This is a genomic window from Variovorax sp. VaC1 (assembly GCF_043658315.1).
Lineage (GTDB): Bacteria > Pseudomonadota > Gammaproteobacteria > Burkholderiales > Burkholderiaceae_C > Variovorax.
On sequence record NZ_JBIGLT010000008.1, the window covers coordinates 219,799 to 240,749 of the forward strand.

General features: G+C 69.9%; 11 protein-coding genes and 1 tRNA gene. 2 read left to right on the forward strand and 10 right to left on the reverse strand.

Annotated features, from left to right (window positions below):
• Positions 1-59 precede the first annotated feature (59 nt).
• The 3 genes from ACGLHS_RS28915 to cysM form a co-directional block, all read right to left on the reverse strand.
• On the reverse strand, positions 60-287 hold the full coding sequence (locus ACGLHS_RS28915) for a sulfurtransferase TusA family protein (RefSeq protein WP_119555274.1): 228 nt from the start codon (positions 285-287) through the stop codon (positions 60-62).
• A complete protein-coding gene (locus ACGLHS_RS28920) occupies positions 277-855 on the reverse strand; it encodes an NUDIX domain-containing protein (protein WP_093245827.1) in 579 nt (192 codons plus the stop codon). Before ACGLHS_RS28920 ends, ACGLHS_RS28915 begins: the two co-directional genes overlap by 11 nt.
• Before the next feature lie 76 nt (positions 856-931).
• On the reverse strand, positions 932-1,834 hold the full coding sequence (gene cysM, locus ACGLHS_RS28925; protein ID WP_093245830.1) for a cysteine synthase CysM: 903 nt from the start codon (positions 1,832-1,834) through the stop codon (positions 932-934).
• A 41-nt stretch (positions 1,835-1,875) separates the two neighbouring features.
• Here cysM and ACGLHS_RS28930 point away from each other — a divergent pair.
• A tRNA-Leu gene (locus ACGLHS_RS28930) sits at positions 1,876-1,960 on the forward strand.
• A gap of 150 nt (positions 1,961-2,110) precedes the next feature.
• Entirely contained in the window at positions 2,111-2,497 is a 387-nt protein-coding gene (locus ACGLHS_RS28935) for a hypothetical protein (RefSeq protein ID WP_394485279.1), read from the forward strand.
• A 4-nt stretch (positions 2,498-2,501) separates the two neighbouring features.
• On the opposite strand, the gene ACGLHS_RS28940 is transcribed toward ACGLHS_RS28935, so the two are convergent.
• The 7 genes from ACGLHS_RS28940 to ACGLHS_RS28970 all read right to left on the reverse strand — a co-directional run bounded on the left by ACGLHS_RS28940 (position 2,502) and on the right by ACGLHS_RS28970 (position 20,477).
• On the reverse strand, positions 2,502-2,879 hold the full coding sequence (locus ACGLHS_RS28940) for an SOS response-associated peptidase family protein (protein ID WP_394485280.1): 378 nt from the start codon (positions 2,877-2,879) through the stop codon (positions 2,502-2,504).
• A gap of 617 nt (positions 2,880-3,496) precedes the next feature.
• The gene (locus ACGLHS_RS28945; RefSeq protein WP_394485281.1) at positions 3,497-4,021 is read right to left on the reverse strand and encodes a DUF2514 family protein; all 525 of its coding nucleotides are present in this window, start codon (positions 4,019-4,021) and stop codon (positions 3,497-3,499) included.
• A 62-nt stretch (positions 4,022-4,083) separates the two neighbouring features.
• Complete coding sequence (locus ACGLHS_RS28950; protein ID WP_394485283.1) at positions 4,084-4,269, reverse strand: hypothetical protein; 186 nt, start codon at positions 4,267-4,269, stop codon at positions 4,084-4,086.
• 158 nt (positions 4,270-4,427) lie between these two features.
• Positions 4,428-18,017, reverse strand: a complete 13,590-nt coding sequence (locus ACGLHS_RS28955) for a filamentous haemagglutinin family protein (protein WP_394485285.1) — start codon at positions 18,015-18,017, stop codon at positions 4,428-4,430.
• Between the two features lie 146 nt (positions 18,018-18,163).
• On the reverse strand, positions 18,164-19,144 hold the full coding sequence (locus tag ACGLHS_RS28960) for a FecR family protein (RefSeq protein WP_394485286.1): 981 nt from the start codon (positions 19,142-19,144) through the stop codon (positions 18,164-18,166).
• 22 nt (positions 19,145-19,166) lie between these two features.
• Positions 19,167-19,727 (reverse strand): RNA polymerase sigma factor, encoded by a 561-nt coding sequence (locus tag ACGLHS_RS28965; RefSeq protein WP_394485288.1) that lies wholly within the window; start codon positions 19,725-19,727, stop codon positions 19,167-19,169.
• Between the two features lie 12 nt (positions 19,728-19,739).
• Positions 19,740-20,477 (reverse strand): STN domain-containing protein, encoded by a 738-nt coding sequence (locus tag ACGLHS_RS28970; RefSeq protein WP_394485289.1) that lies wholly within the window; start codon positions 20,475-20,477, stop codon positions 19,740-19,742.
• Positions 20,478-20,951 lie beyond the last annotated feature (474 nt).

The window sequence follows — 20,951 nt, forward strand, 5'->3', positions numbered from 1 at the left end:
TCCCCCTCTGGGGGAAGGCAGGGATGGGGGCCAGCGGCCTCACCATCCACCCCGGGAACTCAGCGCCTCTTCAGCACATGAATGAAGTCGCTCCCCACCGTCTCCTGCGCCATCAGCTCATTGCCCGTCTGGCGCGCAAAAGCCTGAAAGTCGCGCACCGACCCCGGATCGGTCGAGACCACCTTCAGCAGCTGTCCGCTCGCCATGTCGTTGAGCGACTTCTTCGCCTTGAGGATCGGCAACGGGCAGTTCAGCCCGCGCGTATCGATTTCGCGATCAACTTCCACGCTTCGGCTCCTCGGGCGGCAGGTTGAGGCCCCGGCGGCGCTCTTCGTTCTCGGCGGCGGTGAAGAACACGGGCTCGTGCCCGCGCGTGCGCAGCCAGTCGGCCAGCGCATAGCCGGTGCCCGCGGGCCAGCAACGCAGGTCCGGCAGATCGTAGAGGCGGTAGTCGACCAGCTCGGGCGAGAGCTTCACATCGCCATCGGCCACCACGTGGTAGGCAATGATGATCTGGTTCATGCGCTGGAAATCGTAGGCGCCGACGAGCTTCGTGGCGCTGACCTCGAGGTTCGTTTCTTCCTTCACCTCGCGCGCGATGCCCTCCTCGGGCGTCTCGCCGGCTTCCATGAAGCCGGTGATCAGCGCGTACATCTTGCCGGGCCAGGCGGCATTGCGGGCCAGCAGCACCTGGCCGCGGTACTCGACGATGCCCGCCAGCACCGGCGTCGGATTGTTCCAGTGGGTGTGGCCGCAGTTCGGGCAGCGCAGGCGCTCCTTGGGGCCGCCGTCTTCCATCAACGCGATCCACTCCAGCGGCGTGGCACAGACCTGGCAAAACTTGGGATGGGGCATGTGGGGTCTCTGTTCTTTTTCTGGGGGCTTGCAGCGCCCATTGGAGGGCGCCGCAGCGGGTTTTGTTGTCAGCGGATCACGCGGGGAACACGCCGGTCGACAAGTACCGGTCGCCGCGGTCGCACACCACGAAGACGATGGTTGCGTTCTCGACCTTTTTCGCCACTTCGAGCGCGGCCCACAGCGCACCGGCCGCAGAGATTCCACCGAAGATGCCTTCTTCACGCGCCAGGCGGCGGCACATTTCTTCGGCGTTGTCCTGGCTCACGCTGATTTCTTCGTCGACGCGGCTCGGGTCGTAGATCTTGGGCAGGTACTCGGCCGGCCACTTGCGGATGCCGGGAATGCGCGAGCCCTCGGCCGGCTGCGCGCCGATGATGCGTACCGCCGGGTTCTTTTCCTTCAGGAAGCGCGAAACGCCGGTGATGGTGCCCGTGGTGCCCATGGCGCTCACGAAATGCGTGATCTTGCCTTTGGTATCGGCCCAGATCTCGGGGCCGGTGGTTTCATAGTGGATGCGCGGGTTGTCGGGGTTGGCGAACTGGTCGAGCACCCGGCCCTTGCCCTGCGCCACCATCTGCTCGGCCAGGTCGCGGGCGTATTCCATGCCGCCGCTCTTGGGCGTGAGCACGAGTTCGGCGCCGAAGGCCTTCATGGTCTGGGCGCGCTCGACGGAAAGGTCCTCCGGCATGATCAGCACCATGCGGTAGCCCTTGACGGCCGCAGCCATCGCCAGCGCGATGCCGGTGTTGCCGGACGTGGCCTCGATCAGGGTGTCGCCGGGCTTGATCTCGCCCCGCTCTTCCGCCCGTTTGATCATCGAAAGCGCCGGCCGGTCTTTCACCGAACCTGCGGGATTGTTGCCTTCGAGCTTGCCGAGAATCACGTTGCCACGCTTGGCGTTCTCTGCCGCATCGATGCGCTGCAGCGCCACCAGGGGGGTTTTGCCGATGGCATCTTCGATCGTCGGATAATTCATGCCAGCCACTGTGCCATAATTTTGGGCTTCCTTCCGGATGTGCCCGGGTGGTGAAATTGGTAGACGCAGGGGACTCAAAATCCCCCACCGAAAGGTGTGCCGGTTCGATTCCGGCCCCGGGCACCATACGCGCAGTGCTGTCGCGAGGATAGTTATTGGCGCATCGTTGGCGCGGCCATTGGCGCGAACGTATGCAGGGAAGAGATCCGCGCAAGCCCGCTGGGGCTATCCGCGCTAGGTGGGGCAAAATCCGCCAACCAATAAGCGGAGGTGCAGATGAAGGTGATCCGAGACGACGAGCCTTACGCGCCCATCACGCCACCGAAACCTATCGAGGAGGCCGCACCGACAGCTACGGCCGCTCAATACGACGCCTTTCCCTATGACGCGCCGTGGTGGCTACGCTACCCCTTGGGGGTCGCGGCCCTTGGAGGCGCGTGGTACTGCGCGTTTGAGTGGCAAACCACGCGCTGGGCACATTGGCTACTGGCAGGAATGTTTGCCTTCATGGCGCTCGGCTTGCTGCGCGAGTTGTTCCTTGGAATCATGGTAGCCGCCTTGGTAGGACTTGCGCTCTGGGCGTTCGGGGCGGCCTTTGCTGCCCTGCCAGTGAGCGTGGCAATCATCATTGGCGCCATGATCATCGCGTCCAGAATGCGCTGACGACTCAGGCAGCTACAGGTCCCGCGTCAAACAGCTCGACCGGCGGCACCTTTAGCATCTCTTTCGCTTCCTCAACTGTACACGTCAGCCAGCGGTCGAAGTCGTGCGCTTCCAGCGGAATCACTGTGCGCTTGTCTTGCTGGTCGAGCGGTAGTGGCAGCTTCGTGACCTTGTCGACCTCAGGCTTGTGCATGCGCCCCATCAGCGGGTGGCCGTCAGCGTTCATGGTCAACATGGTGAAGCTGTCCCAGGCCTCGCCTGTCTTCAGATCAGTCCAGGTGTTCCACAGACCGGCCAAGCCCCACGGCGCACCATCCGCGCGCGAGCAGACGCCACAGGAGCGCGGGCAGTACGAGTTTGCGGAGGCCGAAGCGAAGGCCAAACGCGCGGGCCTATGGGCCGATGCTGAACCAGTGCCCCCGTGGCACTGGCGAAAGACACAGCGCCACGGCAAAGACGTGCTGCAAAGGCAATAGGCCACCAGCTACGCCACGCCCATTCACCTCAAATCGAACCCTATTCGCGGGGCGGACGCGGAGGTAACTCCCAAGTCACGGATAATCCAGTCCTGATCGACTCTTGGCAGGCCTTCGTCACCGCCGCCGCCCACTCTGCGTCCTGCGATGTATCTGGCGGTGAGAGGACGCCCTTCGATATCAACCGTGATTCGGCTGCCATCATCCCTTCAAGTTGCTTGTGAGTAACCGTCATTGAAGAGCCTTGTAGAGATGGTTTCGGGGTCCTATTTTAGCCGAGCGACGAGATACTCAAGGCTGTAACTCACAGTGCTGGAGGCCCTCTCGCTGTTACTTCGAGGTCACATCGATTAAAATGCCGATACCGTGTCCCAGACAGGTAGTGTTCGCTAGGTTGTGCGGCGTCAATGGCGGTTCAAAAAACCGTTAAGTACGAGAGGTGGAAATCGGCCCCACCCCCTCCTAGAAGACCCATCAAGGCCCCGCTGCTTCAACGCTCCGGGGCTTTGTTGTTTGGCCCAAGTCATCGCTCGGTTGTATCGACGTATCGCTCGCAGATGATGCTGGCGGCCCGGGTGGCGTCAGCGAACTTTCCCAGCTCGACAAGAGCCGTTGCACTCCCGCCGAGCAGGTTGGCAAGCAGATCGAGGGCGGCTTCGGCTGGCGGGCTTGCGCCGGAAGTGCGGGCCTCTGCGCCGGCTGCACGGACGACGGCGCGAAGGGCATCGAGTTGCTTGCGCATCCTGCGTTCAGCGTCAGCAGCGCGGCCAGCATCAACACGGGCAGCGGCAATTTGTTGTTGGCCATCTTGAATCACTCCATCGACGCGCGTGCGCCAGGTCTGTTCTTGGGTGCGCTGCGCGCGTTCAGCGAAGCGGGCGGACTCGGCGGCCGTGGCGCGGTAGTCGGCCAGATCCTTTCGCGCGGTCGCGGCTTCGGTGCGCGCGGCGGCGCTGCGGTTGCGCTCGATGCCTGCGATGAGCAGTGCGCCAGCGAGCCCCAGGCCGAGGGCCCAGAGCATCAGGGCGCGAAAGTCAAACATCATCATCAACCGGCCCCAAGCGCTTTACGTGCTCGCGCGCGACGGGCGAGCCGGTCTTCGAGGCCGTTCTACCCGCCGTTGATACGCTCGGTCTGGCCGACGAAGTCACCCCGATCCGCGAGGGCGTTCAAGCCCTTTCGCTTCCAGAACATCGCCGCCGACAAGGCACCCCAACGCGGTTGCCCCAGCGCCTGCGGGTCTTCTTCGAAGTTCGGCACAATGGTTCCCAGCAAGGCGCGAAGCTCATCGCGCACGAGTGCATGGTTTGTGCGGCCAGTCGTTTGAAGGGGCCATGACCCGCGAACCTGCGGCCATCGCCGGCCTGCGCGTTGCCGAGGTTCCATGCCTTGAAGTTGCGATCACCGCGGCGGAGCGTTGGCCCCCACGACTGCGAAAAATCGCGCTCGTAGCCTCACTGTTTCAGCCCCCGCTGCTCGCCCGGCGTGAGCGACTGCATCTGCGCGGTGGTGAGCGCGCCCGCACCGAGCACCTGCACCACGCCCTTGGGGTCGTAGGCGCCGCCGCTGCGCTCGCGGCCTGCACCGGCGCCGCCCTCCCCGCCCGCAGGCTCATTGCCGAAGCCGAGCACGCGCACGGTGAACACCGAGGGCAGCGCCTGGCGCTGCGCCGCGCGCTCGCGTTGCACCGCGTCCTGCGCGGCGGTCGCGGCCTGCGATGCGGCCGCGCTGGCGTTGGTCAGCGCGCCCACGTTCACCGCCGCCACCACCGGAACGCCGGTCGACTTGCCCTGCACCTGGATGTTGTCGGCGTTGAGCACGCGCAGCGCCGCCAGGTTCACGTTGCCCGACACGCGGATGCCCGCTTCGCCCGCATCGATGGTGCCCAGCGGCGCGATCAGGTCGATGTCCCCCGGCGGCACTTCGGGAATCGGGTTCAGCGTGGCAATACCCGCGCCGGTGTTGGGCGTGGTCGGCGACAGGCTGACGTTGCCGGCGTCGTCATACACGCGCCGCTGCGGCGTGTAGACCACGGTCGATCTCGCGCCGCGGCCGGCATTGATGTCGCCCTGCGCCGACCAGGCCAGGATGCCGCCGCCGAAGGTGGTGAAGATGCGGCTCTGGCCCAGCAGGATGCTGCCCAGCGAATAGATCTGCACCTCGCCCGCGCCCTGCGTGAGCACGCCCGAGCCCTCGCCCGGCACGAAGCCCCCGTCCACCCCGACCAGCGTGCGCCCGCCGGGCACGAGGATGTTCACATCGCCGCCGAAGTTGGTGTGGATACCGGCATCGAGCGCGTCGTACACGCCGATGTCGCTGGGCCGGCCGGCGGCGGTCCAGGCGTCGCGCCGCAGGTAGCTCTTGCCGGCTTGCGGCCGCTTGGTGAACGAGTCCGAACTGCTCAGGTAGTAGTTGGCGCTGCTGAACATGGTCAGGTCGCCCTGATAGTGGCGCGCGCTGCCGTCGGCACCGTGCGTGGGGAACAGCGTGGCGATGGCCTCGCGGCCGCGCAGGTAGCTGCCCCGGCGCGGGCCGCCCTCGTCGTTGTACTCGCGTCCACCGGCCCGCAGTTCGGCGTAGTACACGTTGCGCAGGTAGACCTGCTGCTGCTCGGGCGGCAGTCCAGCGAAGAAGGTGCGCGCGTCCATGGTCGCGGCATCGAAATGCCGGCCCTGGCTGTTGCTGCCGCCGAAGCGCTCGCCCAGCCAGTTCACCAGGTGCAGGCCCTTGGCCAGGCCGAACTCGCGTGCCAGGTCGCGGCGCTGGTTGCCGCCGCCTTCGCTGCGTTGGCCATCGATCTCGGCTTGCTTGCGCTTCAGGTAGGCATCGGCGCCGGCCTCCTCGCCGCCGTAGCCGAACTGCTGCGACAGCCAGCCTGCCAGCGTCAGCTCGCCGCCGTAGCTGTACAGCGCGGTGCCGGGCTGGTCCGCGAAGGGGCGGCCGCTTTCGGCGCGGCGCTTGGGATCGAGGTAGCGCGCGGCGAAGCCGTCCCAGTCCGGCCCGTCGCGGCCCACGCCCACCGCCACCGAGATGCCGGCGCCGCTGCTGCGGTCGCCCGGCTTCACGTTGACGATGGCGCCCACGCTCTTGAGCTCGCCCTTGTCGGCCATGTACAGGTCGCGCCCGGCGCTGAGTGCCAACTCGCCGGGGCCTGCGATGTGGAAGCTGCTGGTGCGGATGTCGCGGCCGGCCTCCACCACCGACACATCGTCGGCATGGCGGTGCACGATCAGGTTGCCGCGCGCCGAGCCGGCGAGCAACTGCTGCGGCTCAGGTGCCCACTCCGGCTTGCCGTTGACGGTGCGTCCATGCCAGCCCGTGGCTTCGGCCGGCACGTTGTCGACCTGGCCCAGCGCGGTGCCGGCATCGACGATGTCGCGCCCGGCGCGGATCGCCACCGGGCCGCCGCCCTCGTACCAGATGCCGAACGAGGTCGGCGCGCCGGTGCCGCCGCCGCGGTAGAGCATGGAGCCGGTGCGCAGGCCCACGATGTCGCCGTCCACCGCGTAGAAGCGCGACGGCGGCTGGCCCATCGGCGCCACGTCGGCCGCGCTGGGCGAGGTGAGCGTGAACAGCGGAAAACGCAGCGACGAGTTCTGTCCGCCCACGGTGACGGAGGCCAGCAGCGCGTCGGCGGCCGAGTTGTGGATGATCTCTCGGCCGTACCAGATCGGGTTGCCCAGCGCGATGAAGCCGGGCTGGAACGGATCCACCAGCCGCGACGGGTCGGCGCCCGAGGGCGTGATGGTGTAGCCCCCGCCGTAGATCGAGTCGCGCGCCAGCAGCTCGAGCTGCGCGGTGCGCTGCACCGCGTACTGCGGTCCGGTCGGCGACGGCGCCAGCGTCAGGCTCCAGCCCGAGGGGCCGCCGCTGCTGTCCATCCAGCCCCGGCTCGCGTCGCCGTAGTACAGGCTGCCGCTGGCCGCCAGAGCGCGCAGCACCGCCGGATAGACGAAGCGACCGTCGGTGGCCTGGTGGTTGGTGCGGTAGCTCGGGTCGGCCCAGCCCAGCGTGGGCGTGAGGTTGCCGCCGGCGCTGGCAAGGTCGATCGCGGTGGATGGCGTCCACAGCGAGAACCAGGTCCAGCCGTCGCCCTGGTACTGCTTGCCGTTGGCACTGAAGGGCGTGCCGCCGGTGAGCGTGGGCACGCGCCCCGGATCGGCCACGCCGCCGAGCACCAGGTCGCCGCGCGCGTCGAGCCGCACGCCCGCATCACCGGGAATCAGCACCGGCCCGCCAGTGGCGAGGCCCGAGGTGGCGATGTAGGAGTCGGTCGCCCACGCGTTGTTCAGGTTGGCGACCTCGTAGCCCAGCTTGATGCCGCCCACCGCGCCGCTTTCCAGCCGCAGCGCGCCGCGCAGGTTGGCGAAGACGCCGTTGAGGTCCATCATCGTGCGGTGATGGCTCAACGGGTTGTTGGCCTGCCATGTGGTGCTGGAAGGCAGTCCGCGCACCTCGGGCGACGGGTTCAGGGTGCCGCCGATGCGCACGTCCAGGTCGCCGCCGCCGGTCAGCAGCAGCTCGCCCGAGCGCGTCACGCGGCCGGTGCTGCCCACCGCCAGGTGCAGGCCCTGGCTGCGCGCCACGTAGGTGCCGCTGAAGTCGCCCATCTGCTCCATCATCCCGGCGTTGCCGCCGGTCTCGAACACCAGGTTGCCGCCGCCCAGCGTGCCGATGCCGACGAAGCCGACCAGGAAGGGCCATTGGCCGCCAAGGTCGTACATCGAGGTGTCGCTGCCCGCGACGTAGCTGCCGAAGTTGATCCACCAGGCGGTGGGCACGCCCTCGGGGCCCGGCACCACGCTGCCGGTGCCCTGGCGCCAGACCCAGTTGCCCAGCATCGCGCTGGGGTACTGCACGCGGAACACACCCAGTTCGTCGGTGGTGCGACGCAGGCTGCCCCGAGCGCCGATGGTGTCGCCGCGCGCATCGCCCTGCACGCGCACTCGCAGGTTGCCGCCGTGGTCGGGGTACCAGGCGCGGTACAGGCTGTCGCTGTCGACGAACTTCTCGAAGACCTCGTAGGCGCCGTTGAGCACGTTGTTTCCGTCGCTCCCCTTGGCGCGCGGGCGGTTGAAGTCGGCGTCGTCGGCGCGTGCCGCGGCGCGCGTGCCGGCGGTGTAGATGCCGTAGGGCGAGTTCTGCGTGAAGTCGTTGCCGGCCAGCAGATCGAGGTCACCGGTGCCGGTGCGCAGCACGCTGAACAGCGGCTGGCGCACCGGGTAGGACTTGTAGTTCCAGACCTCGGGCGTCTCGGAGACCAGGTCGCAGTAGCCATAGTCGCACATGCCCCAGGACACTTCGCCCGGCGTGAGGATCACGCCCTTCCCGCCATAGCCTTCGTCCTCGGCCAGCTGGTTCCAGGCCCAGACCTTGCCGCCGGAAACCAGCTCCTTCGTGAAGGCGTTGCCGTAGTGCGTGTCGGCCAGCCGCAGATCGCGCTGCGGCCCGCGCGGCTGCAGCGCGCGGCTGTCGGCGGCCTGTGTGTCGGCGCCGGCCACCAGGCGCATCGACCACGACTGCGAGCCCTCGGCCAGCATCGGCGCGATGGCGAAGTTGCGGCCCTGGTTGCCGTCGGCATCGGCCAGGCGCAGCTTGACCGACGCCACGCCGCCTGGCAGCTTGACGATGGTCTCGGCCGGGATGATGGCGCCGCGCTGCAGCGCCACCTCGCGCGCCAGCACCGGGCCGTTGTAGCGGTAGAAGGGCGGCTGGTTGATGTCCATCACGGCGCCGTCGGGGAAGGGCAGCGGCACACCGGCGGGCCACAGCATCTGGCCGACCTTGGCCGCGCCCGGCAGGCGCATGCCGGCATCGAGCTGCATCCTGGCGCTGAGCTTGAGCGGCTGGGCCAGCACGCTGCCGGCCGGCTGGATCACGTTGCCGGCGGCGTCGCGCACCGCACCGCCGAGCACGGTGCCCGCGGGCAGCGTGTAGTCCCCGGTCAGTACCGCGCGCACCGCCAGCACGGTGCCGGCGGCCAGGCTCATGGGCTTGAGCGGCGCGTCGAAGTTGAGCGCGCGCCCGGGCTGCAGGAAGGTGTCCTCGGCCAGCGCGACGGCACCGCCGCGCGGCACCACCACGTCGCCGCCGAAGGGCACGCGGCCCTTGAGCAGCACCCAGCCGTCGTCGTCGCGGGTCGCCGGCAACGCCGAGGTGTCGAAGCCGTCGTTGACGCTGCCGTAGATCTTCAGGTTGCCGCCCGCGCGCACCGCCAGCGCGCCGGCCTCGCCCGAGCCGTAGACGGCGGTGCGCTGCGTGCGCGCATTGAGGCTGTCGTAGCGGAAGCCCGAGAGGTCGAGGTCGCCCTCGATCTGCAGGTCGCCGTCGGGCGTCCTGCTGATGATCTGCACGCCGGGGCGCAGGTGGAAGGCGTCGGCGTAAGCGCGCAGGCCGCCCAGGCGCCGGTTGACCAGGTCGCCGTTGGCCAGCACGTTGCGCATGAAGGCCACGCTGTCGTCGTGCTTGGCGTTCAAGTAGGCCTGGTCGATGCGCTGGTAGGGCCGGCCGCTGACGTCGAGGTCGGTGCCCTGGGGCGCGTCGTCGTACTGGAAGAAGCCGTTGACATTGATCGTGCGCGCGCCCGCGATGCGCTGCGTGCCGCTGGCGTCGATGTCGATGTCGCCGCCGCGCCTGCCGCCCAGTCGCGGCGCGTTCAGCTCCACGGTGCCGAAGGCGCGCGGCGTGCCGTCGGTGCCGGCGCGCAGGTCCATGCGCGCGCCGTCCTCCAGCACCAGCCGGCCCTTGCCGCTGTCGATCTCGATGGTGGCGCGGTTGGGCGCCTCGATGGCCTGGCCGTAGCTGTCCACCCGCAGGCGCGAGCCGTGCGCGTCGAGCAGCGCGCCGCCCGCGATGGTCACGCCGTCGCGCGCCGCCAGCCGGATGCTGCCGACCTGCACGCCGCCAGCGTCCACCTTGCCTGCCACGGTGAGGTGGCCACCATCGACCGAGAGGTTGATCTCGCGCGCCTTCAGCTCGTCGCCCACCACCAGATCGCCCTGCTTGATCTGGAAGCTGCGCTCGCCCAGCACGCCGGCGTCGGTGAGGCGGTGGTTCAGGCCGGTGAAGTCGGCGATGCGCTGCGCGTGCACATCGATGCGCCCGCCCGCGTAGGGCACCAGCGTGCCGCCGGCGTCGTACTCGCCGCTGCTGCCGCCACGCAGGCGGCCCAGCAGCTCGACACCGCCGGCACCGGCATCGAGCGCGGTGACGGCCAGCCGGCCGGCGCGGTTGTTCTGCGCCGAGAAGTCGATCCGCGCGCCTTCCGCCACGCGCACGTTGCCCTTGCGGCTTTCCAGCGCCACGTCGCCCCCCCAGCTGTACTTGTCGACGTCGAAGAAGTTCAGCCGCCGGCCGGCCAGGTCCAGCCGCGCGCCGTCCTGCAGCTGCACGTCGCCGTCCGCGCGCAGCGTGAGCTTGCCGCTGGGCAACACCACGGCGGTGTCGAGCGTCACGCTGCGGCCGTCGATGGCGATCTCGGCACCGAGCGCGCGTTTCGCCTCGGCATCGCCCAGGGTGCCGGGCTTCGTGCCCTCGGGCGCGGTCACCCGCACGTCGCCGCCGGCCTTGTAGCGCATCACCGAGCCGGCCTCGCCGGTCAACAGCGGCGTGTCGATGCGCAGCGTGCCGCCGGTGCGCACGTAGCCCTTGGCGGACTCGTCCCAGGCACCCTGGGACTGGTAGACCGACAGCGACCCCTTGCTGCGCGCGCTGACCTGCTCGCTGGCGTTGAGCCGCACTTCGCCGAAGCCCAGTGCCAGCCGGTCCATGTCGTGCACGGTGTCGCCGCGCTTGCCGTTGGCCTCGCCCAGCTCGATGCGCCGGGCGTCGATCTGCAGCCGGCCACTGCCGGTGCCTGCGCCATTGGCAGCCACCATGCCGGGCGGCGTGATGGTGCCGCCCCACACCAGCACGTCGGTCTGGATGCGCGCCACGTCATCGGCGCCGCCCCAGCCGTAGATGGCGGGCGCGGTCAGCACCAGGCGCTCGATCGGCGACTTGCCGGTCGCGGGGTCGATGGTCGACAGCTGCGCCGTGCCGTGGAAGTTGACCGCGTCGCGCACGGTGAACATCAGGTTCTCCAGCGCCGGCGCGCCGGTGCTGGTGTCGCCGCGCAGCAGGCGATCGAGCACCTGCTGGTTCAACGTCAGGCCCGGCGTCAGCGCGCCGCGCGCCGCGGCATCGGCCAGCGTGCGTTCGCTGCCGATGTTGATGCCGCCCAGCGCCAGCACCAGGTTGCGGGTGCCGTAGCGCGAGTTCTCGCCCAGCGTGAAGGACTGGTCGGTGGCGGCGGTGATGGTGCCCTCGGAATACAGCCGCGCGCCGGCGCTGCAGCTGCCGGTGCCGGGGCACACGCCGATGTCGATGCGGCCGGGGCCGCTCTCGCCGCCAGCAGAGACGCCCGGCGGCAGGATCTCGATCCAGCCGTTGGACACCGCCAGCACGCTGCGCATGCCCGGGTCGTAGATGTAGCCGCGGCGCGAATCCCAGGCCGCCGGGCCGCGGCCCAGCGCGTCGATGCCGGCGCCGGCTTCGATGGTGATGCCGTTGTCGCGGCGGTCGGTGACCAGGAACACCTCGCCCGCGCGCAGCACCGCGCCGCTGCGCAGCACGATGCCCGGGGCGGCGGCGCTGAAGCCGAGCGTGAGCTTGCCCATCGGCACGCCGCCGATGCCCAGCTGCGCGGCGCCGATGGCGTTGAGGTCGCGGTCGTACAGCGAAGCGCCCTCGAAACCCGGCGTGGGCGCGGCGCCCTCGGGCAGCACCTCGACGGAGCGTCGCCAGCCGCCGAGCACCACCGCCGTGCCGCCCATGCCATCGCCTTGCGTGCCGTAGCGCGTGGTGCCGGCAAAGCGAAGCGCCCGCGCGCCGGGCACCGAGCCCGGCGTGCCCCTTTCGCCGAACTCGAAGCGCAGCGCCTTGGCGTCGCGCTCCAGCACCGGGCGCGGCAGGCCGTCGCGCATCGCCTGCGCCACGGCGAAGTCGGCGTAGCTGGTCTCGTTGTACTGCGAGTAGGTGCGCAGCACGTCGCCCGGCGTGAACACCGCCTGCAGCGGCAACGCGTCGCGGATGCCGGTGCCGGCCACGCCCAGTTGCGCGGGCGCGGTGTAGGAGCCGTTGCGCATGGCCGTGGCGCTGCCGGGGGCACCGACCTGCGCGGCCAGCCCGTTGAGCTCGACGCGGAAGGCACCGGGCATCAGCGCGTAGGTGGAGGGCATCAGCGTGTAGGTGCCCGGCGGCAGGCCGGGCACGCCGGTGCCGATGGTGATCTGGCGGCCGATCGCGGCATCGCTCGCGCCCTTCTCGCCCTTGAGCGGTGCCGCCAGCGGCTGCACGCCCGGCACGATGGCATAGACCGGGTTGGTCGCCAGGCCCGGCAGCGCGAAGCCCTTGCGCTGCGCGCCCACCTGCATCAACGGGAACATGCGCGCATCGGTGGAGCCGCCACGGCCGGCCAGGAAGGCGGCCCCGGTCAGCGTGCCGCCGCCCGACATGTCGAGCACCGCGCCCTCATGCACGTCCATCGAGTGGGCAGCCAGCCTGATGCTGGGACCCTCGCCGACGCCACCGTAGACCACGTCCTTGCCGTTGAACAGATAGCTCAGCCCGTCCTGCGTGCCGCCATAGGGTATCCGCAGCCCGTCGGCGCTGACCGAGGTCAGGCTGCCCGAATGCAGCTGCACCGAGGTGGCGGCGGTGTTACCGCGGGTGTCGCCCAGCGTGATGCTGCCCAGCGGCGCGCGCAGCACGCCGCGCTGGTCGATGTTGGCGGCCCGGAAGGTCATGGTGCCGAAGACCGACTGCGGCATCGCCGGCGTATCGCCCACGCGCTCGATCACCAGCCGCCGGGTCATGTCCATCTCGGACTGGCGCGCGCCCCATTTGTCGATGTAGTTGTGCATGCCCACCTGCACCAGTCCGCTGTCGCCGGTGGCCGGGTAGATTTGCGCCGCCGCCAGCGTGAGGTCGCCGGGCACATGGAACCTGGCGTTGTCGGAAAAGCGCAGGTCGCCGCTGCTGCGCAGCACCGATTGGTCGAAGGCGTAGCGCTCGACCTCCAGGTCTTTCGGCACGTTGCGCACGATGGTGCCGCGCACGCCCATCTGCACCATGCCCGACAGGTCGATCAGCTGCGCGTCCATGCGCAGCGAACTGCCGCCTGACACCAGCGGCACGCCCAGCGTGCCGGCGCCGTCCCCGCTGTTGCGCGAGCCCAGCACCGGGTTGGGCACGATGTAGTCATCGGGCTGCTTGCGCGTGCTGCCGGCCACGCGGATGTAGGGCGCGGCCAGGGCCACGCGCACGTCGGGGGGGGCCTTGTCCGCCAGCGCCAGCGCGGTGGTGGTCAGGCGCAGGCTCTGGCCCAGCGACAGGTCCACGTTGCCGTCGAAGGACAGCATGCCGTGGGCCAGCAGCGAGAGGTTGTCGAAGCCGCCGTCGTGGATGCGGTCGACGCCGATGCGGGCCGTGCCGTAGGACAGCGCGCGGTGTTCTTCGCCCGGGCGCAGGTCGGCGGCCTCGCCCACCCCGCTCCTGCCCTGCACCTGCGCCAGCAGCAGCTCGCGCGGCACGCGCACAGCGTCGTCGACCTTGGCGCCCTTCAGGCTGTAGCGCTCCACCGGGCCGTAGGCGGGCGTGTCCAGGTTCACCGCCAGCGTGCCGCCGGCCGCACCGGCACCGCCCGCGGCGGCGCGCATGCTGCCGTCGAGGAACAGGCCACGGTAGGAACTGAGCGCGATGGTGCCGCCGTGGCTGGCGGCCTCGGTCGCGCCGCGGCCCGGCAGGTCCAGCGTGGCCGAAGTGCCCGAGGCTTCCAGCCGCGCGCCCGGGCGCAGCACCACGAAGGCATCGGCCGCGTCTACCTGCGTGGCATCGAGTACATGGCGCCCGCCGATCTCGATGGTGCCCCCGTTGGTCAGTTGGCCGTAGCGGCGACCCAGCACATCCGTGGCGACCACCGGGCGGGCCGCGACGTCGATCAGCGCCTGCCCGCCGATCCAGAACGAGCGCGCATTGGGCATGCCGTCGGGCAGGTTGGTGTCGCTGCCCGAGCGGTAGTCGCCCGGCAGCAGCGAGACGCGCCCACCCCAGGCCGAGAGCGTGCCCTCGAGCGTGATCTGGTCGTTGCCGCGCAGCGTGAGCGTGCGGCCCGGGTCGAGCGCGACCTGGGCGCCCTCGCCCACCGTCAGCGGCGCGCGCTGGTAGAGCGTGCCGCCTTCCAGCGTCAGGTCGGCGCCGGCACGCTGCGTGAGCTTCTGCTTGACCGGGTCGTCCTGGTAGAGCGGCGGTGTCCACAGCTGCAGCGCGGCCGACGGGTCGGCCCCGGTGGGCAACAGCCTGCCGACGGCGGGATCGAAGCGCTGCACCGGCATGTGCACGTTCACCTGCATGCCGTCGGCCACGGTCAGGCCGTCCTGGCCGCGCACGGTGTACTGCGCGAAGCCGCTGCGGAACAGGCCAGAGTCCAGGGTCAGCATCGGCTGCACCGCGACCTCACGCGGCAGCGACTTGCCGGCGACGATCGGCGTGCCGGCCGGCATCACCGTCTCGGCCGCGGCCACGGTGCCGCCCTTGTACGAGGTGGTCTTGGCCGGGACCGGCACGCCCTCGGGGAACACATCCCTGGGAATCACGTAGCCCTTGCTCAGTTCGGTAATGGTCACCAGCACGCTGCCGGCCGGCACCTTGTCGCCCGGCTCATAGACGGTCTCGTTGGCCAGTTGCACCATGGTGTTGGCGGGCAACACCCAGTCGGCGGCGGTGACGACGGTGCGCGTGCTGGAGACGTCGGGCATCACCGTCTCCTTGAGCGCCACGCCCGGGAGCGCGCGCGACACCGTGACGGAGAAATCCATCGGAATCATGCTGCCGGCCGCGATCACGTAGTCGCCGGCCAGCCGCAAGAGCACGCTGCTGCTGCGGCCGGCGGCCAGCACGCCGTTGCCGCCGGCGGGCAATTCGCCAATGCTGATCGCCGTGCCGTTGGCCAGCGTCAGCTTGCCGCCGCCCTTCACGCCGTAGCCGCGCAGCTCGCCGTCCATGTGCAGCGCGCCCGCGCTCACGCCGTCCTTGCCGGGCTGGGCCGACATCAGCGTCACGTCGCCGCCGCGGCCGCCGCGCAGTTCGTTGCCGGCCATCAGGGCGGCACCGCCCGACACGTCGATCAGGCTGCGCGCGCCGAGCGTGATGTCACCGGTGCCGCGCACCGTCACCTGTCCGCCGTCCACGTAGGGCAGGCCCTCGATGCGCTCGGGCGATTGCGCGATGTTGCTCCACAGCCCGCGTGCATCCAGGCGCACGCCCTCGGCCACCGCCACGCGCGGCCGGTAGCCGGCCGGCAGCATGTCGGCGATGGAGAGCTCGACCCAGCTGCCGCCGCTGGCGCTGGTGAAGCGGCTGACCAGATCGCCCAGAACGATGCTGCCGCCGCGCGCGACCAGGTCCGCATCCACCGCCACCGTGGGCGCATGCAGGGCGATGACGCCACCCGGGGCGACGGTGATGGCGGACTTCACCGCCACGGTGTCGTTGGCGTAGGCGGTGAAGCCGCCCAGGCCCTGGCGCTGCAGCCAGCCGCTGTCGATCCGCAGGTGGCCCCGCAGGTCCTTCGGCAGCGCGTCGCCGGCGGCCAGCGCATCGGCCAGCGTGCTGGGCGCGTCGGCGATCGTCACGCGGTCGACCTGCGCCGTGGGGTTGTCGCGCAGAAGACCGGTGGCGGTGTCGTAGATCGGCGCGATGCCGCCGATGAGCAGGCGCCCGGCCAGCGGGGCGGCCGTCTGCAGCTGGCGGTAGCCGTCGAGCCCGGCATCGCGCTTGCGCTGCTGGCGCTCGCCCTGGAACACGGTGGCCTCGATGTCGCCGTCGAGCACCGCGGCGCGGGTGCCGACCAGCACCTGGCCGGCATCGCGGCCGACGGTGTAGCCGCTCTCCAGCCGCTGGCGTGGCCCGATCAGCGGGTTGTAGAAGTAGGCGGTGGTGTTCTTGCCCCAGCGCACGTGCTCGTCCTCGAAGCCGCGGTACAGGCCGGCGTAGGCGATGTCGGCCGGCGCGTTCGACAGGTTGTACAGGCGCCCGTCGGCGTCCTTGAGCCAGCTCTGCTGCAGCATGCCTGTCTGCACGTTGAGCGTGCCGCCAGCCACGTTGATGGCCGAGCCGCGCTGCGTGACCAGTTCGCCGCCAGCGAAGCCCACCGTGCCGCCCACCGAGGCCCATTCGCCGATGGTGTGGCCGTCGGTGTTCAGGTAGCCACCGACTTCCAGCAGCCCGCCGCCGGTGTACCAGCGCTCGCCGGCGTAGCCGTTCACGCCGGGGGCCACGCGCACCAGGTCGCGCCGGTCGATCCACATGTCGATGCTGTTGAGGCGCTTGCCGTCGCGGTTGAGCGGCGCATCGCGCTGCTCGTTGCCCTGCACCTTGATCTTGACGTTGTTGGACGCCATCGCCACGCTGACGCCGACCGCGCCGGCCACGTCGATGGTGGCGCCGCGCGCCAGGCGGGTGCGGTGCTCGGCGCGCGCCTGCACCTGGCCGCCGGTGGCCAGGGTGAGCGAATCGCCCTCGAAGTCGATGTCGCCGGCCGAGTCGATCTTCACCAGCGACTGGTCGCGGCGGTTGTAGCCGCCGTCGCTCGGGCGCATCGAGTCCTTCAGCAGGGTGTCGCGTTGCACGTCGAGCGCGGTCGCGCCGTCGTTCTCCAGCACGATCGCGCTGATGCTCTGCGGCGCCAGCGTGACGCGCGCCTCGGCGGCATCGCCCTGCGCCTTCAGGTGGATGGTGCCGCGCGTGTTGACCGAGGTGCTGGACAGCAGCACGCCCTGCTGCTCCACCGTCTTGCCGACCAGGGTCACGTCGCCCGTCGAGGCGGCGATCAGGCCGGTGTTGCGCACGCGGCCGGCGGCGCTGCCGGCCAGGCGCAGCGGATCGACCTCGTTGCCGCGGGTGCTCGAATCGCTGTTGCCGTCGGTGCTCATGCCCTTGCGGATCACGAAGGCATCGCCCGCCGCCAGCACGGCCTGGCCGCCGGGGGTGGTGATGCTGCCGTGGTTGTGCGCCTCGCGGCCGGCCAGCAGCACGTAGCCGCCGCCCTCGGTCACGCTGGTGGGCCGGCGCGTGGCGATGCGCGCGCCGGGCTCCACCACCACGTCGGCGGTGGCCGCGCCGTGCGTGGCGCCGGTGGCGTTGAGCACCAGGTCGTTGGCCAGCACCGGCACCTGGCTGCTGCCGCGCGTTTCGCTGTACAGGCCCTTCCTGAACTGCGCGTCGCTCATGCCCACGGCCGCGGCCACGAGGTTGCGCGTGTCGACCTGGCTGCTGCCGCTGAACACGATGCCGTTGCGGTTCACGACCATCACGGTGCCGTCGGCCTGGATCTGGCCCTGGATCTGCGAGGGCCGCGCCTTCGGGTCGTTCACGCGGTTGAGCACCGACCAGCTGGCCTGCTGGTCGAACTTCACGGTGGTGTTGCGGCCGACGTTGAAGGTCTCCCAGTTGAGGATCGCCTTGTCGGCCGTCTGCGCGACCGTGACCACGGTGCGGCCATCGACGTTCTTCTGCGAATCGCCCGTCAGCGGGCGCGCGTTGTGCCAGCCGGCGGTGAGCGAATTCGTGTCGACCTTCAGGCCGCCTTCGGCCAGGCCGTCGGGCACCGACGGATTGTTCTGTGCAGCCGCGCGGGCCGCGGCCTGGGCCGACTGCTGCGCCGCGATGGCACGCGCCGCCAGGTTCAGGTTGCCGATGGATTGCTGCAGCTGCTCGTTCGCGCGCTGCTGCTGCGCCTGTGGTCCCGCGAGCAGCGCCGTGGGCATGCCGTTGGGCAGGCGACCGGTGGCCAGGGCGGTGTTCTGCGCCATGTTCTTCTGCGCCATCCAGGCGCCGCTGAACGCCTGCTGCGCCTGCGCGCCGTCGAATACGGCGCCCCCGGCCAGCAGCAGCGCGATGGCTCGCACCAGCGGCGTAAGCCGGACCTGCGCGAATGCGGGAGACGAAGAAGAGGACGCGTTCGGCGGATTGCGCCGGGACACCGTGCGGTGGCTGCTGCGTTGCATGCGGACTTCCATGGGTTCGTGTTTCGTTGCTCGTCGATCGAGGCCACGAAGCGAAAGGGCCCGTGGACTACCGAGCTATGACAGCGAAGGTCCGGCGCGACTGCACGATGTCACGAAATCTTCACGAACGCGCGCACCGGCACGTCTCAGGCGTTTGCAGCACCCAGCAGCACGATGCCACCGGGCAACTGCGTGAGTTCGGCGCCGTAGACATCGCGCACGAGAAAAGCCACGTCGTCCAGCCGGTCGATGGAGAAACTGGCCTGCACGCGACTGCGGCCCAGCGCCTCGCTCGTGAGGATGAGCCGGCCGCGGCGGTAGCGATTGACCTCGGCCACCACCTGCGACAGCGGCACCTGGTCGAACACGAGCTGGCGGCGGCGCCATGCAATGACGGGACCGGTGTCCACGCCCGTGACGACGCCGAACCCGGCGGGGCCGTAGCGCAGCTGCCGGCCCTCGTCGAGCTGCGCATGCTGCGTGCCTTGCGCCACGTTGACCTGTCCCGCAAGGCAAGTCACGCAAACCTCGCCGTCGAGGTGGCGGATATTGAAGCGCGCGCGCGTCGCCGACACCACGCCGCCGCCCGCTGCCACCGTGACGCGCGCCGACGCCAGACCATCGGCCAGCACCTCGGCCTCGCCGGACACCAGTTCGATGGCCTCGCCTGCACGTTCCTGCGCCGCACCATGCCGCAGGTTGATGCGCGTCTGCGTGTTCATCTGCAGCACCACGCCGTCGCCCATGGCGACCTCGCGCTGTTCGCCGGTGGCGGTGTGATAGTCGTCACCCCACTCGACAACCGACGGCCACAGCGCCAGCGGCGGCGATACCGCGAGGTAGGTAACCGACGCTGCCACCGCGCCACCCAGGAAGGCGCGGCGCCCACGCATGGGCACGGGCAGGCGGCGGGTCGCCTCGCGCGCTTGCTGCTGCTGTTGTTGCTGCTGCATGCGCTGTGCGGCCGGCGCCATGGCCTGCCACACCTGCCGCGCCTGCACAAAGGCCTGCGCATGGTCGCGGCTGCGCGCACACCAGTGCCGGAAGGCCTGGCCGTCGGCTTCGGTCACCTGCTGCGAGCCGAGCCGCACCACCCAGGCCTGCGCTTCGCGTTGCAGGGTCTTCATGGCCTCGGTCGCTCCGGGTTCTTCAGCTGTCATCATGGGAAGACTGTTTTCCGGCGCCGGGACCGAAGCGTTGGATGAAATCTCTGCCAAGCCGCTCGCAGCAATGCTCCAGGCCGGCACGCAGCTCCTTCTCGACGGTGCGTGCCGACACGCCGTAGCGCGCCGCGATGTCCTTGTGCGGCATCTCGTCGACGCGCGCGGCCAGCACGATGGCGCGGCGACGGCGCGGCAACTCGGCCAATGCGCGCTCGAGTGCCTCGAGTTCGTTGCGCGCCTCGGCGCCGCGCGCCGGATCGGCGGCCTCGTCGGCCATGTCGTACAGCGCCTCGACCTCACCCACGCTCAGCAGCCGCGAGTTGCTCTTGCGCTGGTCTTCCGCGACGTTGAGCGCAATGCGGAACAGATAGGCCGAGGGGTAGCGCACGGCACTTCGCACGGTGGAGTTCTCCACGCGCAGGTAGGCCTCCTGCAGCGCATCGTTGGCGAGATCCTCCGAACCGAGGCGGTGGTGCAGGTGCTTGCGGAACTGCGCATAGCGCGCCAGGAACAGCGCGCGCAGCGAGGCCTTGATCGATTCGGACATCGCGCCGACGCCTCAGCCCGCGGCGCGCCCGCCGCGCGCATCCAGATAAGGCCGGCAATCGCGCGCCGGGTCAGGACGCGGGGTCAGCAAGAGGGTGAAGGGCTGCGGCAGCGCGGCCGGCGGCGGCGCATCCAGGCCGAGCGTGCGCAGGCTCGCGAGCACCGTGGCGTCGCGCGCCTGCACGCCGCTGCCCTCGAGCAGGCGGGCATCGGCGACGGCGCCTGCCGGGTCGATCCACAACTGGATCGCGAGCCGGTAGCGGCCGAAGGCGTCGGGCTGCGCGATGCACAGCACGCGCGTGACCGCACCCTGCAGGACAGCCGCATAGGCCTGCAAGGCATGCGCATTGCCGGCCGTGGCGGTACCCGTCGGCGCGCGTTCGCCCTGGACACCGGTTGCCGCCTGTACCGGCACGAGCGTGAACGCGCTGGCGCCTGTGTAGCGGGCCACCAGCCCGGTGCCGACAAGCATGCGTTGCAGTGCTTCGCGCGGCGTGAAGTCGCCCTGCACCGGCGACGCCTCGCGGCCATCGGTGAGGCGACTGGTGACGAGCACCGAGTGACCGGTGAGTTGGCCGAAGACGGCAAGGGAGCGCGCCAGCGGCTGCACCGACAGGTCGAAATGCAGAGGTGCCGCGTCGGTTGCCACTTCGTCGGCCGCTGCAGCAGCGTGGGCGGCGCACATTACCAGCGCCATGACCAGGCACCAGGACAGTGTCAGGGCACCGCCCGATGCGGAAGTACGGATCATGTGACGGGAGATCAACAGCAGCAACGAAAAGGCAGGAAAGCGGCCGTCCGCTGTGCGGCCCGGGTGAGCGTGCGGGCGAGACTAGTCGGCGCAGATGACTGACATGTGACGTTTTGTTCACACTTCTGATGCTGCGTGATCCGCGTCTTTTTCTGATGGCTTGTGCGCTGTCTTGGCTGTTCGGTTCGGTGTTGCTTGGAGCTTGGCCTTGCGACACCGATGGCTCAGGCCTTGCCGGACTCGACATGGTGTCCGCAGGTAACACCTGCAGAACCGCATTCATCCGCGATGCGCGCCAGATCCCCTCACTCGACGGCGACGACGGACTGCGGTGGCTGCGCGGACGCTTCCCCGGCACCGTGCGGCACAACAGACCGCAGGCGGTGTCCCCAACAGCAAAGAGGCGATAGCGCCACCGCTGCAGCCGATATGCGCAAACGGCAATCCAGAAGATGCGAGCATGTTGTCCGTGTT

Coding starts and splice junctions, on each gene's coding strand:
- ACGLHS_RS28920 (WP_093245827.1), bottom strand. CDS start 855: ATGCCCCATCCCAAGTTTTGCCAGGTCTGTGCCACGCCGCTGGAGTGG.
- cysM (WP_093245830.1), bottom strand. CDS start 1,834: ATGAATTATCCGACGATCGAAGATGCCATCGGCAAAACCCCCCTGGTG.
- ACGLHS_RS28935 (WP_394485279.1), top strand. CDS start 2,111: ATGAAGGTGATCCGAGACGACGAGCCTTACGCGCCCATCACGCCACCG.
- ACGLHS_RS28945 (WP_394485281.1), bottom strand. CDS start 4,021: ATGATGATGTTTGACTTTCGCGCCCTGATGCTCTGGGCCCTCGGCCTG.
- ACGLHS_RS28955 (WP_394485285.1), bottom strand. CDS start 18,017: ATGCAACGCAGCAGCCACCGCACGGTGTCCCGGCGCAATCCGCCGAAC.
- ACGLHS_RS28960 (WP_394485286.1), bottom strand. CDS start 19,144: ATGAAGACCCTGCAACGCGAAGCGCAGGCCTGGGTGGTGCGGCTCGGC.
- ACGLHS_RS28965 (WP_394485288.1), bottom strand. CDS start 19,727: ATGTCCGAATCGATCAAGGCCTCGCTGCGCGCGCTGTTCCTGGCGCGC.
- ACGLHS_RS28970 (WP_394485289.1), bottom strand. CDS start 20,477: ATGATCCGTACTTCCGCATCGGGCGGTGCCCTGACACTGTCCTGGTGC.